A 13,828-nucleotide genomic window follows, 5' to 3' on the forward strand; every position below is an offset into this window, starting at 1 on the left:
AGGAAACCGCAGATGGCAACCCTACTGGTGCTTCACGGCCCCAACCTGAACCTGCTCGGGACTCGCGAACCGGGCCACTACGGCGCCGTGACCCTGGCCCAGATCAACCAGGACCTGGAGCAGCGTGCCCGCGCCGCTGGCCACCATCTGCAGTACCTGCAGAGCAATGCCGAGTACGAACTGATCGAACGTATTCACGCTGCACGCAACGAGGGTGTGGACTTCATCCTGATCAATCCGGCTGCTTTCACCCACACAAGCGTCGCATTACGTGACGCATTGCTCGCGGTGAGCATCCCATTCATCGAAGTGCACCTGTCCAACGTGCACAAACGCGAACCGTTCCGTCACCACTCCTACTTTTCCGATGTTGCCGTAGGAGTGATCTGCGGCCTGGGCGCCAGCGGTTATCGCCTGGCTCTGGAGTCTGCACTGGAACAACTGGCTGCCAACGCACAGCCCTGATAACGAAAACCCTGGCCTCAGTGGGCCGGGGTTAGAGAGAAACGTTCAGATACGTTTTTAAATTTCGCCCCCTGACCGAACCTTTGGGAGTTGATGATTAATGGATATCCGTAAAGTCAAGAAACTGATCGAGCTGCTGGAAGAGTCTGGCATCGACGAGCTGGAGATCAAGGAAGGCGAAGAGTCGGTCCGTATCAGCCGCCACAGCAAGACCCCGGCTGCCCAGCAGTTCTACGCACCTGCGCCAATGGCTGCCGCGCCTGTCGCAGCTCCAGTTGCCGCCGCTGCTCCAGCCGCCGAAGCCGCTGCTGCTGCACCAGCCCTGAAAGGCACCGTGATCCGTTCGCCGATGGTCGGTACTTTCTACCGCAAGCCTTCGCCGACCTCGCCGAACTTCGCTGAAGTCGGTCAGTCCGTGAAGAAAGGCGACACCCTGTGCATCGTCGAAGCCATGAAGATGATGAACCACATCGAAGCCGATGTCGGCGGTGTCATCGACGCCATCCTGGTGGAAGACGGCCAGCCGGTTGAGTTCGACCAGCCGCTGTTCACCATCGTTTGAATCGCGGAGAGCCAACGATGTCTGGGAAGCTCGAAAAAGTCCTGATCGCCAACCGTGGGGAAATTGCCCTGCGGATCCTGCGTGCCTGCAAAGAGCTGGGCATCAAGACCGTCGCGGTGCACTCCACCGCCGACCGTGAACTGATGCACCTGGGCCTGGCAGACGAGTCGGTCTGCATCGGCCCTGCATCGTCCAAGGATTCCTACCTGCACATCCCGGCGATCATCGCTGCCGCCGAAGTTACCGGCGCCACCGCGATCCACCCGGGCTACGGCTTCCTCGCGGAAAACGCCGATTTCGCCGAGCAGGTAGAGAAGTCCGGTTTTGCCTTCATCGGCCCGAAAGCCGACACCATTCGCCTGATGGGCGACAAGGTTTCGGCCAAGGACGCGATGATCAAGTCGGGCGTTCCAACCGTACCGGGCTCCGATGGCCCGCTGCCGGAAGACGAAGAGGTCGCCCTGGCGATCGCCCGTGACGTCGGCTACCCGGTGATCATCAAGGCCGCCGGTGGCGGTGGTGGTCGCGGCATGCGCGTGGTGCACAAGGAAGAGGACCTGATCGCCTCGGCCAAGCTCACCCGTACCGAAGCCGGTGCTGCCTTCGGCAACCCGATGGTCTACCTGGAAAAGTTCCTGACCAACCCACGTCACGTGGAAGTTCAGGTGCTGTCCGACGGCCAGGGCAACGCCATCCACCTGGGCGACCGCGACTGCTCGCTGCAGCGCCGTCACCAGAAGGTGCTGGAAGAAGCCCCGGCCCCAGGCATCGACGAGAAGGCCCGCCAGGAAGTCTTCAAGCGTTGCGTCGATGCGTGCGTCGAAATCGGCTACCGCGGTGCCGGCACCTTCGAGTTCCTGTACGAGAACGGCCGTTTCTACTTCATCGAGATGAACACCCGTGTGCAGGTTGAGCACCCGGTGTCGGAGATGGTCACCGGTATCGACATCGTCAAGGAGATGCTGAGCATCGCCGCTGGCAACAAGCTGTCGTTCCGCCAGGAAGACGTGGTCATCCGTGGCCACTCGCTGGAGTGCCGGATCAACGCCGAAGACCCGAAGAAGTTCATTCCGAGCCCAGGCAAGGTCAAGCACTTCCACGCCCCGGGCGGCAACGGCGTACGCGTCGATTCGCACCTGTACAGCGGCTATTCGGTTCCGCCGAACTATGACTCGCTGATCGGCAAGCTGATCACCTACGGCAAGGACCGCGACGAAGCCATGGCGCGCATGCGCAATGCCCTGGACGAGATCGTCGTCGACGGCATCAAGACCAACATCCCGCTGCACCGCGACCTGGTGCGTGATGAAGGTTTCTGCAAAGGCGGCGTGAACATCCACTACCTCGAGCACAAACTGGCCAACCAGGAGTGATCGCGTTAGCGTGATGCATGAAAACCCCGGCCCAGTGCCGGGGTTTTTATTGGCCCTCACGGCGGGCACACGACCCTCGCAGCGTCAGCGCTCGCTTGTAGGAAGCACCTCCATGGGCTGCTGCCTCCACCACTTGGCCTGCAGGTCGAGAAAAACATCAATCTCCGTGTTTGCGTCCAGAAACTCACCGAGCTGCTGCAAATGTGCGTTCAGTAATTGCGCAATACGTTTGTCATAGGACGATACGTCGACAAGGTCTTTCGGCCTGCCCTGCCAGTGCCGCAGCAGATAATCTTCATAGGCATGCAGCAACCGGCTGCGCACACTCTCTATAACGATCTCGGCCACGTCATGCTGGTCGATTGCGATTTCAGCCCGCCAGGCTTCATCTTCTCGGTTTAGAGCAGCCCCTCGCATAACGGCAAGCTGGCCAGGTGTAATGGCTGCCCCCATCAGCGTTTGAAACCCGACCGCCAGGTGTTCGTCTAGAACGTCCATAAAAGTGGCCTGAGACTGCAGGCTGGCAGTGAAGGCCTCGCTCCATTGGAACAGTCGCTGTTGCAAGTCATCGTTTTCGCTCATGTCCAGACACCCGAGTCATTGAAGAGGAGCTACAAATTAGTGCCCTCAAGCGCGCGACAAGGGATAAATACTGCTTGGGTTCCTGTGCAAGCGCTGATCATCCTCCACTGCCTGTCCGGCCTGCTCTACAAACCCCCCGCACTCGCGTAAACTGCCAGCCTTCGCGCAGCCTCGGGCTGCCCCTGTCAGATTTACCAAAGGTGCCCGCCATGCCTTGGCTGCAAGTACGCCTGGCCATCAGCCCGGAACAAGCCGAAACCTACGAAGACGCCCTGCTCGAAGTAGGCGCCGTATCGGTCACGTTCATGGATGCCGAAGACCAGCCGATCTTCGAACCCGACCTCAACACCACCCCGCTGTGGTCGCACACTCACTTGCTGGCACTGTTCGAAGCCGACGCCGAGCCTGAAGCGGTGTTCGCCCACCTGCAATTGCTGACCGGCGCCGAACTGCCCGAGCACCAGGCCGAGGTGATCGAGGACCAGGACTGGGAACGCAGCTGGATGGACGGTTTCCAGCCGATGCGCTTCGGCCAGCGCCTGTGGATCGTGCCGAGCTGGCACGATGCCCCGGAAAAGGACGCAGTCAACCTGCTGCTCGACCCGGGCCTGGCCTTCGGCACCGGCACCCACCCGACCACCGCGCTGTGCCTGGAATGGCTCGACGGCCAGCAGTTGCAAGGCACCCAGGTGCTGGACTTCGGATGCGGCTCGGGCATTCTCGCCATCGCCGCCCTGCTGCTGGGCGCTCGCGAGGCCGTGGGTACCGACATCGACGTGCAGGCCATCGAGGCCTCGCGTGACAACGCCCAGCGCAACGGCATCGCCGACGACAAGCTGGCGCTGTACCTGCCCGAGCACATGCCGGCCATGCAGGCCGACGTGCTGGTCGCCAATATCCTCGCCGGCCCGCTGGTTTCGCTGGCGCCGCAGTTGTCCGGCCTGGTTCGCCCAGGCGGCCTGCTGGCGCTGTCGGGTATCCTCGCCGAACAGGGTGAGGAAGTGGCCGCAGCCTACGCTGCCGACTTCGACCTGGACCCGATCGTCGTGCGCGACGGCTGGGTGCGCATCAGTGGTCGGCGCCGCTAAGCGGGCCTAGAATACTTCTCTGCACAGCTCCCGGATTGCCGCATGACCGACAGTTTCGTCACCCAGTGCCCGCATTGCCAGACCAGCTTTCGCGTCACCCATCACCAGTTGAGCGTGGCTCGCGGCGTCGTGCGCTGCGGGCACTGCCTGCAGGTGTTCAATGCGGCCAAGCAGTTGCTGGAGCAAAACCGTGCCGGAGCCAGCGTCGCCCCTGCGTCGCCACCGCCTGCGGTGGTCGAACCGGTCGCGGCGCCAGAACCGGTCGCCAGCGAGCCTCCGCCGGTCGAGGAACAAGACTGGGCCATTACCGCACAGGCGCTTGATGAGCTCGACCTGGACCAGGAACTCGCCCGTCTGGAACGCCGTGGCGAGCCTGGCGAACCGCGCGCGGACGCCAAGGCCGATGCCTTGCAGGCCCGCCGCGACGAACCGGCAGCCGATGAGGCTGGCGACGAACTGTTCGGCACCGCTACCGACGACCGCCATGAGCCGCTTGCGGCCCACGAACCGGCGCCGGTGCTGCTGGACGAGCAGCCACTGGAGCCCGAGCCTGGTGATCGTACCGAGCCGACCCTCGGTGGCAACCTCGACCTCGATCTGGACGACGAACCGCCCACGCAACGTGCTGCCGAGCCAGAGCCTGCACAGCGGTTCGACGAACCCGATGACGATGTCATCCACGAAAAGGGCCTCAGCGCCCGTGATGACGACGACACCGACCTCCATCTGTCGGCCCGCGACGACGACCCGCTCGAGCCAATGCCCGGCGAACGCCTGGAGCCCGGCTTTGCCGCCAGGCCCGAGCGCCCGTCGCGCAAGGAGCCGCTGGTCGACGTGGTTGACGACCCACTGCAACTGGGTTGGGAGAAACCGCAGCCCAACTGGGGCAAGCGCCTGCTGTGGGGTTTCCTGACCCTGCTGGCCGCCGGCCTGCTGGCCTTCCAGTACGTGTGGTTCCATTTCGACGAGCTGGCCCGCCAGGACCAGTACCGGCCGATCTTCCTGCAACTGTGCCCGATGCTGGGCTGCGAAGTTCCGACCCGCGTCGATATCGGCCGGATCAAGAGCAGCAACCTGGTCGTGCGCAGCCACCCGGATTTCAAAGGTGCGCTGATCGTCGATGCGATCATCTACAACCGCGCACCGTTCGCCCAGCCGTTCCCGCTGCTGGAGCTGCGTTTCGCCGACCTCAACGGCCAGTTGATTGCCAGCCGTCGCTTCAAACCCAGCGAGTACCTGTCGGGCGAACTGGCCGGGCGCGGTGAGATGCCCAGCCAGACACCGATCCACATCGCCCTGGATATTCTCGACCCAGGCCCGAAGGCCGTGAACTACAGCTTGAGTTTCCGCTCCCCCGAATGAGCTGCAAGCTGCAAGCTACAGGCGGCAAGAACCCGATAGCCGGCCTGCCCCCTCTTGCAGCTTGAAGCGTGCGACTTGCAGCTCAACGGCATAAGCCGACAGCTGTACAGAATTTATCCAAATCCTTCTTTATCCGGTCACCGAGAGCGGGTATCATGCCAACCCTTTTTCGGACTCCAATGATTCGGCCCCACAACAGGGAACACCTATGTCGGCGGTACGCATCGGCCCATACACACTACGCAACAACCTGATCCTCGCGCCCATGGCCGGGGTCACGGACCAGCCTTTCCGTACACTTTGCAAGCGCCTGGGCGCAGGCATGGTGGTGTCGGAGATGGTCAGCAGCGACATGAGCCTGTGGAACAGCCGCAAGTCCAGCCTGCGCCGCATCCATGAAGGTGATCCCGAGCCGCGCTCGGTGCAGATCGCCGGCGGTGATGCGCAGATGATGGCAGCAGCAGCCCGGGCCAACGTCGAGGCAGGCGCCCAGATCATCGATATCAACATGGGCTGCCCGGCAAAAAAAGTCTGCAACAAAGCTGCAGGCTCTGCTTTATTGAGAGATGAAGCTCTGGTCGCCGAAATCCTCCACGCCGTGGTCGGCGCGGTGGATGTACCGGTGACGCTGAAAATCCGCACCGGCTGGGACCGGGCGAACAAGAACGGCCTGAACGTGGCGAAGATCGCCGAACAGGCCGGCATCCAGGCGCTGGCGGTGCACGGCCGTACACGCGCCGACCTGTACACCGGCGAAGCCGAATACGACACCATCGCTGCCATCAAGCAGGCGGTGTCGATCCCGGTTTTCGCCAATGGCGATATCACTTCGCCAGAAAAGGCCCGGGCGGTGCTGGATGCCACCGGGGTCGACGGCTTGCTGATTGGCCGGGCTGCTCAGGGGCGGCCATGGATCTTTCGCGAGATCGAACATTTTTTGGGGACTGGCCAGCATTTGCCGGCCCCGCAGTTGGACGAAGTGGAACGTATCCTGCTGGAGCACCTGGCCGCGCTGCATGCCTTCTATGGCGATGTGATGGGCGTACGTATCGCCCGCAAGCACGTTGGCTGGTACCTGGCAACACGACCCGGCGGCAAGGAGTTTCGCTCCCGGTTCAACGCTTTGGAAGACACACAAGCGCAGTGCGCCAACGTTCGCGAGTACTTCAGCGAACGTCGACAGAGCCTTGAGACAGAGGACGGACAAGGGGTGGCCGCATGACGATGATGACTGAGACATTAGTGAGTGGAACAACGCCCGTGAGCGACAACGCCAACCTCAAACAGCACCTCAACACGCCGAGCGAAGAGGGCCAGACCCTTCGCGACAGCGTCGAGAAGGCGCTGCACAACTACTTCGCACACCTGGAAGGCGCGACCGTCACCGACGTGTACAACCTGGTGCTCTCCGAAGTCGAGGCGCCCCTGCTCGAAAGCGTGATGAACTACGTGAAGGGCAACCAGACCAAGGCCAGCGAGATGCTCGGGCTCAACCGTGGCACCCTGCGCAAGAAGCTCAAGCAGTACGACTTGTTGTAAGCCAGAATCCCAATCAGAAAAGGCGGCCTCTGCGAAGAGACGCCTTTTTTGCTGACTCCACCGCGTTATTGGAACCCGAAATGACCGACCAGACTACCCGCCTGCCAGTCCGCCGCGCCCTGATCAGCGTCTCCGACAAGACCGGTATCCTCGAATTCGCCCGTGAGCTGCAACAGCTCGGTGTCGAGATCCTGTCCACCGGCGGCACCTACAAGCTGCTCAAGGACAACGGTGTGAACGCGGTGGAAGTGGCCGACTACACTGGCTTCGCTGAAATGATGGATGGCCGGGTCAAGACCCTGCACCCGAAGATCCACGGTGGCATCCTCGGCCGTCGCGGCACCGACGACGCCATCATGAACGAGCACGGCATCAAGCCGATCGACCTGGTTGCAGTCAACCTGTACCCGTTCGAAGCCACCATTTCCAAGCCGGGCTGTGACCTGCCGACCGCCATCGAGAACATCGACATCGGCGGCCCGACCATGGTCCGTTCGGCTGCCAAGAACCACAAGGATGTCGCCATCGTGGTCAACGCCAGCGACTACGCCGGCGTGCTGGAAGGCCTGAAGGCCGGTGGCCTGACCTACGCCCAGCGCTTCGACCTGATGCTCAAGGCGTTCGAGCACACTGCTGCCTACGACGGCATGATCGCCAACTACATGGGCACCATCGACCAGGCCAAAGAGACCCTTTCGACCTCCGCACGCAGCGAATTCCCGCGCACCTTCAACAGCCAGTTCGTCAAGGCCCAGGAAATGCGCTACGGCGAGAATCCGCACCAGAGCGCGGCGTTCTACGTTGAAGCGAAGAAAGGCGAAGCCAGCATTTCCACCGCTGTCCAGCTGCAAGGCAAGGAACTGTCGTTCAACAACGTGGCCGACACCGACGCCGCGCTGGAGTGCGTGAAGAGCTTCGTCAAGCCGGCCTGCGTCATCGTCAAGCACGCCAACCCGTGCGGCGTCGCCGTTGTGCCTGAGGACGAAGGCGGCATCCGCAAGGCCTACGACCTGGCCTACGCCACCGACACCGAGTCGGCGTTCGGCGGCATCATCGCCTTCAACCGCGAACTGGACGGCGAAACCGCCCAGGCCATCGTCGACCGCCAGTTCGTCGAAGTGATCATCGCGCCGAAAATCTCCCAGGCTGCCCGCGACGTGGTGGCGGCCAAGCAGAACGTGCGTCTGCTGGAGTGCGGCGAGTGGCCAGCCGAGCGCGCTGCCGGTTGGGACTTCAAGCGCGTCAACGGTGGCCTGCTGGTGCAGAGCCGCGATATCGGCATGATCACCGCCGATGACCTGAAGATCGTCACCAAGCGTGCCCCGACCGAGCAAGAAATCCACGACCTGGTGTTTGCCTGGAAAGTGGCCAAGTTCGTCAAGTCCAACGCCATCGTCTACGCCAAGCAGCGCCAGACCATCGGCGTCGGCGCCGGCCAGATGAGCCGCGTCAACTCCGCCCGCATCGCCGCGATCAAGGCCGAGCATGCCGGCCTGCAAGTGCAGGGTGCGGTCATGGCGTCGGACGCGTTCTTCCCGTTCCGTGATGGCATCGACAATGCAGCTAAAGTGGGTATCAGCGCCGTGATCCAGCCGGGTGGTTCGATGCGTGACGCCGAAGTCATCGCTGCTGCCGACGAAGCCGGCATCGCCATGGTCTTCACCGGCATGCGCCACTTCCGCCACTAATCAGATGCCGGGTCGATCCCCGGCCTTGTTTGTGGGAGCGGCCTTGCGTCGCGAAAGGGCTGCGCAGCAGCCCCAGATTTTCAGCTTCGCAGCAGAAATTGCCGGGGCCGCTTTGCGGCCCTTTCGCGACACAAGGCCGCTCCCACACGAAAACGGGATCGGCGCCAAACAGAATTCGAGGTTTTGACATGAAAGTTTTGATCATCGGCAGCGGCGGCCGTGAGCACGCCCTGGCCTGGAAAGTCGCCCAGGACCCACGCGTCGAGAAAGTCTTCGTTGCCCCGGGCAACGCCGGCACCGCCATCGAAGCCAAGTGCGAGAACGTCGCCATCGACGTCTGCGCCCTGGAGCAACTGGCCGACTTCGCCGAAAAGAACGTCGACCTGACCATCGTCGGGCCTGAAGCCCCCCTGGTGATCGGCGTGGTCGACCTGTTCCGCAGCCGCGGTCTGGACTGCTTCGGCCCAACCAAGGGCGCAGCACAGCTGGAAGGCTCCAAGGCCTTCACCAAGGACTTCCTGGCGCGTCACAAGATCCCGACTGCCGACTACCAGAATTTCACCGAGATCGAGCCGGCCCTGGCCTACCTGCAGGAAAAAGGCGCACCGATCGTGATCAAGGCCGATGGCCTGGCTGCGGGCAAGGGCGTGATCGTCGCCATGACCCTGCAGGAAGCCGAAGACGCCGTGCGTGACATGCTCGCTGGCAATGCCTTCGGCGAAGCCGGTTCGCGCGTGGTCATCGAAGAGTTCCTCGACGGCGAGGAAGCCAGCTTCATCGTCATGGTCGACGGCCACAACGTGCTGCCAATGGCAACCAGCCAGGACCACAAGCGCGTCGGCGACCAGGATACCGGCCCGAACACTGGCGGCATGGGCGCCTACTCGCCAGCCCCGGTGGTCACCCCGGACGTTCACCAGCGCGTGATGGACCAGGTGATCTGGCCGACCGTGCGTGGCATGGCCGAAGAAGGCAACGTCTACACCGGTTTCCTGTATGCCGGCCTGATGATCGACAAGGCGGGCAACCCTAAGGTCATCGAGTTCAACTGCCGCTTCGGCGACCCTGAAACCCAGCCAGTCATGCTGCGCCTGGAGTCGAGCCTGGTGCTGCTGGTGGAAGCCGCCTTCGCCAAGGCCCTGGACAAGGTCGAAGCGCAGTGGGACCCGCGTCCGAGCCTGGGCGTGGTGCTGGCTGCCGGCGGTTATCCGGGCGACTACGCCAAAGGTGACGTCATCAATGGCCTGGAAGCTGCGGCCAAGATCGAAGGCAAGGTGTTCCATGCCGGCACTTCGCTCAAAGACGGCCAGGTCGTCACCAACGGCGGCCGCGTACTCTGCGCCACCGCCATGGGTGCAAGCGTTGCCGATGCCCAGCAACAGGCTTACCGCCTGGCCAAGGAAGTGAGCTGGAACGGCAGCTTCTACCGCACCGACATCGGCTACCGGGCCATTGCCCGCGAGCGCGGTGAACACCAGCAGTAAGTTGTACCGGGTTACCGCAGCACGCCAAGGCACTTTGCGTCTGCGGTATCCGGCTCGTCGACAGGGCCCTCTGGGGCCTTGCCTTCGGCTTGGCGCGCCGCGCATAGTTAGTATCTGGCACATCGGCTAGGAAGGGATCTCGTAGTGCGTCGGCTTCGGATTGCCACAGCTCTGATCGTCAGCTTGCTGACTTTGCTCTGCCTGTTCCCCGCTTCGGCCGAACAAGGCGGAGGCTGGTCCGTTCTGCTCGATGAACAGGCCAACCTGCAATTGAGCGACGTGCGCTCCGACCGCTATCGCAGCCAGTTCAGCCCAACCACCCTTGCCGAGCTCGATGCCGCACCGGCCGAACAGGCCCTGTGGTTGCACTACCGCCTGGAACCGGGCGATCAGGAGCAACTGCTGCGCATCTTCGCCCCCGACCTGTCCCGCCTCGACCTCTATGCCCTGGATGGCGACAGGCTGCTGCGCCAACTGCACCATGGGCGCCAGGCCGGCAACGCCAGCCCGACCCTGCGCGGCAGCGACCACGTTTTACCCTTGCCCAACAGCCAGCATCCACTGGACATCTACCTGCGCCTGGTCTCGGAGCACCAACTGCGCCCGGCCATCAGCCTGGAGTCCGCAGCGGTAGCCGCGTCCGACCATAGCCAGCCATTGCTGTTCGGCATGCTGTTCGGCGGCCTGGTGATGCTCATCCTGCACAACCTGATCCGCTTCCTCTACACCCGCTCCAGCACCACCTTGTATCTGGCCCTGTATCACGGCCTGATGATGCTCAGCGGCCTGATCCTGCTCAACCTCAGCGGCCCTTGGTGGCACCTGTGGCACAGTGCACAAACCCCGGCCGCCTACCTGACCCTGGTGCTGGCAGGGCTGTCAGGGCTGTATTTCACCCAGCATTTCTTCTCACCCTGCAACTCACCGCGGCTCAACCGCATGCTGCAGGGCGAGATGCTGGTCGCGGCGGTCAGCGGGCTGATCCTGCTGTTCGTCGACACCCTGCCACTCAACCTGATGACCTATGCCCTGCTGGCCATCGGCAGCGTGAGCATGCTGCTGGCCAGCAGCTACCACTGGTACAAGGGCTATGCGCCTGCGCGGCTGTTCACCATCGCCATGCTGGTGTTCAACCTTGGCGGCCTGGTGCTGCTGCCCGCCCTGCTCGGCCTGACTCGTGCCTCGACACCCTGGCTGCTGTGCATCCTTCTGGGCCTGACGGTGGCCAGTGGCCTGCTGCTCAACCTGGCCGTCAGTGAACGCCTGCGGCGCATGAGCGAAGAACGCTTCAGCGCCAGCCGTGCCCTGGCTGCCAGCGATGCCGAGATCAACGCCAAGGCGGAGTTCCTGGCGAAGATCAGCCACGAAATCCGCACTCCCATGAACGGTGTGCTAGGCATGACCGAACTGCTGCTCGGCACTCCGCTGTCGGTCAAGCAACGCGACTACGTACAGACCATCCACAGCGCCGGCAACGAGCTGCTGACACTGATCAACGAGATTCTCGACATCTCCAAGCTCGAATCCCGGCAGATCGAACTGGATGACGTGCAGTTCGACCTCAACGCCCTGATCGAAGACTGCCTGAACATTTTCCGCGCCAAGGCCGAGCAGCAGAACATCGAGCTGATCAGCTTCACCCAGCCGCAGGTACCACGGGTCATCAGTGGCGACCCGACGCGCCTGCGCCAGGCGCTGTCGAGCCTGCTGGAAAACGCCCTGAAGAACACCTCGCAGGGCGAGATCCTGCTGGTGGTGGCACTGGACCAGCGCGGCGAGATCCCACGCCTGCGCATTGCCGTGCAGGACAGTGGCGAGCCGCTGCCAGCTGCCGAGCGCGAAGCCCTGCTGCAGGCCGAACTGCATAGCCACCACTTCCTCTCCAGCAACAAGCTCGGTGGCCACCTCGGGCTGGTCATCGCCAAACAGCTGATCGGCCTGATGCAAGGTGAGTTCGGCATCAAGAGCAGTACCAGCATGGGCAATACCCTGTGGCTGACCTTGCCGCTCGACCCGTCACGCCTTGAGCAGCCACCGGCAGACCTCGACGGCCCACTGCGCGACGCCCGGGTGCTGGTGGTGGACGACAACGACACCTGTCGCAAGGTGCTGGTACAGCAGTGCAGCGCCTGGGGCATGAATGTCAGTGCAGTGCCGTCCGGCAAGGAAGCGCTGGCCCTGCTGCGCACCAAGGCACACCTGCGCGACTACTTCGACGCCGTGTTGCTGGACCAGAACATGCCCGGCATGACCGGGATGCAGCTGGCGGCCAAGATCAAGGAAGACCCGAGCCTGAACCACGACATCCTGGTGGTGATGCTCACCGGCATCAGCAACGCGCCCAGCAAGGTCATCGCGCGCAACGCCGGGGTCAAGCGCATTCTCGCCAAGCCGGTGGCCGGCTATACGCTGAAGACCACCCTGGCCGAAGAACTGGCCCAGCGCGGCCGCGAGCAGGCCGTCCCGGCACCGCTGCCCGGCGCACCTGGTGTGCTTGAGCTGCCGAACGACTTCCGCGTACTGGTGGCCGAAGACAACAGCATCTCGACCAAGGTCATCCGCGGCATGCTTGGCAAGCTCAACCTGGAGCCCGATACCGCCAGCAACGGCGAGGAGGCCTTGCAGGCGATGAAGGCGCAGCGTTACGACCTGGTGCTGATGGACTGCGAAATGCCGGTGCTGGACGGATTCTCCGCGACCCAGCAGCTGCGTGCCTGGGAAACCAGCAACCAGCGCCAACGCACCCCGGTGGTGGCGCTCACCGCGCATATACTGGCAGAGCACAAGGAACGCGCGCGGCTGGCCGGCATGGACGGGCACATGGCCAAGCCGGTGGAGCTGTCGCAGTTGCGCGAGTTGATCCAGTACTGGGCCAACCAACGCGAAGCCAAGGCAGACCCTGCGCACACCTCGTAACCAAACCGGTCGCTCAGTGTAGGAGCGGCCTTGTGTCGCGAAAGGGGCGCGTAGCGGCCCCAGGTTTTCAGCTTCGCTGCCGAAATTGCCGGGGCCGCTCTGCGGCCCTTTCGCGACACAAGGCCGCTCCTACACACCACCCTTATCCCTCAAGGATCATCCCATGCTCCATGAGTTGTTCAGTGTGTACCTGAAGATGCTGGTGCTCTACAGCCCGTTCTTCGTGCTGTCGTGCTTTATCAGCCTGACGCGCGGTCACTCCAGCAAAGAGCGCAAACAACTGGCTTGGAAGGTCGCCTTCGCCGCCCTGGTGGCCAGCGTGCTACTCTATCTGTTCGGGCGGGTGATCTTCGGCATCTTCGGCATCACCGCCGACGCCTTCCGTATCGGTGCCGGCAGCGTGCTGTTCATCTCGGCGTTGGGCATGGCCCAGGGCAAACCGGCCGTGCAGGCCGACAACGTACAGCAGGACGTGACCATCGTGCCGCTGACCATTCCGCTCACCGTGGGCCCCGGCACCATCGGTGCACTGCTGGTGATGGGCGTGGGCCAGCCACACTGGGACGACAAGCTGCTGGCCATCGTCAGCATCGCGCTGGCCAGCTTCACCGTAGGCCTGGTGCTCTACCTTTCGCACGGCATCGAGAAACTGCTCGGTGACCAGGGCCTGCAGATCGTCAGCCGTCTGATGGGGCTGTTCGTCTGCGCCCTGGCGGCGCAGATCATCTTCACCGGGATCAAGGGCTACCTGGTCAGCTAGCCCCTGAGC

The 13,828-nt window shown here is 63.1% G+C and carries 12 protein-coding genes; 11 read left to right on the forward strand and 1 reads right to left on the reverse strand.

The genetic code is table 11. The annotated features are described in order from the left end of the window. Nucleotides 1-12 precede the first annotated feature (12 nt). From aroQ to accC, 3 genes are all read left to right on the forward strand, one after another. Complete coding sequence (aroQ, locus tag BUQ73_RS23330) at nucleotides 13-465, forward strand: type II 3-dehydroquinate dehydratase (protein WP_027920816.1); 453 nt, start codon at nucleotides 13-15, stop codon at nucleotides 463-465. Between the two features lie 100 nt (nucleotides 466-565). Further along, nucleotides 566-1,027 carry an acetyl-CoA carboxylase biotin carboxyl carrier protein gene (accB, locus tag BUQ73_RS23335; protein WP_079229860.1) on the forward strand — a complete coding sequence of 154 codons (462 nt, stop codon included), beginning with the start codon at nucleotides 566-568 and terminating at the stop codon, nucleotides 1,025-1,027. Nucleotides 1,028-1,044: 17 nt separating this feature from the next. After that, nucleotides 1,045-2,400: an acetyl-CoA carboxylase biotin carboxylase subunit gene (accC, locus tag BUQ73_RS23340; protein ID WP_079229861.1), complete on the forward strand. Its 1,356-nt coding sequence runs from the start codon at nucleotides 1,045-1,047 to the stop codon at nucleotides 2,398-2,400. A gap of 84 nt (nucleotides 2,401-2,484) precedes the next feature. Here the strand turns inward: accC and BUQ73_RS23345 are convergent, their stop codons facing one another. Further along, nucleotides 2,485-2,982 carry a hypothetical protein gene (locus tag BUQ73_RS23345; RefSeq protein ID WP_079229862.1) on the reverse strand — a complete coding sequence of 166 codons (498 nt, stop codon included), beginning with the start codon at nucleotides 2,980-2,982 and terminating at the stop codon, nucleotides 2,485-2,487. Between the two features lie 209 nt (nucleotides 2,983-3,191). On the opposite strand from BUQ73_RS23345, the gene prmA reads away from it, so the two are divergent. From prmA to BUQ73_RS23385, 8 genes are all read left to right on the forward strand, one after another. After that, nucleotides 3,192-4,070, forward strand: a complete 879-nt coding sequence (prmA, locus tag BUQ73_RS23350) for a 50S ribosomal protein L11 methyltransferase (protein ID WP_027920813.1) — start codon at nucleotides 3,192-3,194, stop codon at nucleotides 4,068-4,070. Nucleotides 4,071-4,112: 42 nt separating this feature from the next. Next, nucleotides 4,113-5,432 carry a DUF3426 domain-containing protein gene (locus BUQ73_RS23355; protein WP_079229863.1) on the forward strand — a complete coding sequence of 440 codons (1,320 nt, stop codon included), beginning with the start codon at nucleotides 4,113-4,115 and terminating at the stop codon, nucleotides 5,430-5,432. Nucleotides 5,433-5,640: 208 nt separating this feature from the next. Next, nucleotides 5,641-6,654 (forward strand): tRNA dihydrouridine synthase DusB, encoded by a 1,014-nt coding sequence (gene dusB, locus BUQ73_RS23360; protein WP_027920811.1) that lies wholly within the window; start codon nucleotides 5,641-5,643, stop codon nucleotides 6,652-6,654. Then, nucleotides 6,651-6,971, forward strand: a complete 321-nt coding sequence (fis, locus tag BUQ73_RS23365; RefSeq protein WP_008093076.1) for a DNA-binding transcriptional regulator Fis — start codon at nucleotides 6,651-6,653, stop codon at nucleotides 6,969-6,971. Before dusB ends, fis begins: the two co-directional genes overlap by 4 nt. Before the next feature lie 80 nt (nucleotides 6,972-7,051). Next, nucleotides 7,052-8,659 carry a bifunctional phosphoribosylaminoimidazolecarboxamide formyltransferase/IMP cyclohydrolase gene (purH, locus tag BUQ73_RS23370; protein WP_027920810.1) on the forward strand — a complete coding sequence of 536 codons (1,608 nt, stop codon included), beginning with the start codon at nucleotides 7,052-7,054 and terminating at the stop codon, nucleotides 8,657-8,659. Nucleotides 8,660-8,847: 188 nt separating this feature from the next. After that, nucleotides 8,848-10,143: a phosphoribosylamine--glycine ligase gene (gene purD / locus BUQ73_RS23375; protein ID WP_079229864.1), complete on the forward strand. Its 1,296-nt coding sequence runs from the start codon at nucleotides 8,848-8,850 to the stop codon at nucleotides 10,141-10,143. Nucleotides 10,144-10,287: 144 nt separating this feature from the next. Further along, nucleotides 10,288-13,059: a hybrid sensor histidine kinase/response regulator gene (locus tag BUQ73_RS23380; protein WP_079229865.1), complete on the forward strand. Its 2,772-nt coding sequence runs from the start codon at nucleotides 10,288-10,290 to the stop codon at nucleotides 13,057-13,059. 163 nt (nucleotides 13,060-13,222) lie between these two features. Continuing rightward, a complete protein-coding gene (locus tag BUQ73_RS23385; protein WP_079229866.1) occupies nucleotides 13,223-13,819 on the forward strand; it encodes a MarC family protein in 597 nt (198 codons plus the stop codon). Nucleotides 13,820-13,828 lie beyond the last annotated feature (9 nt).

It is taken from the genome of Pseudomonas putida (genome assembly GCF_002025705.1).
In the GTDB taxonomy this organism is placed as follows: domain Bacteria; phylum Pseudomonadota; class Gammaproteobacteria; order Pseudomonadales; family Pseudomonadaceae; genus Aquipseudomonas; species Aquipseudomonas putida_J.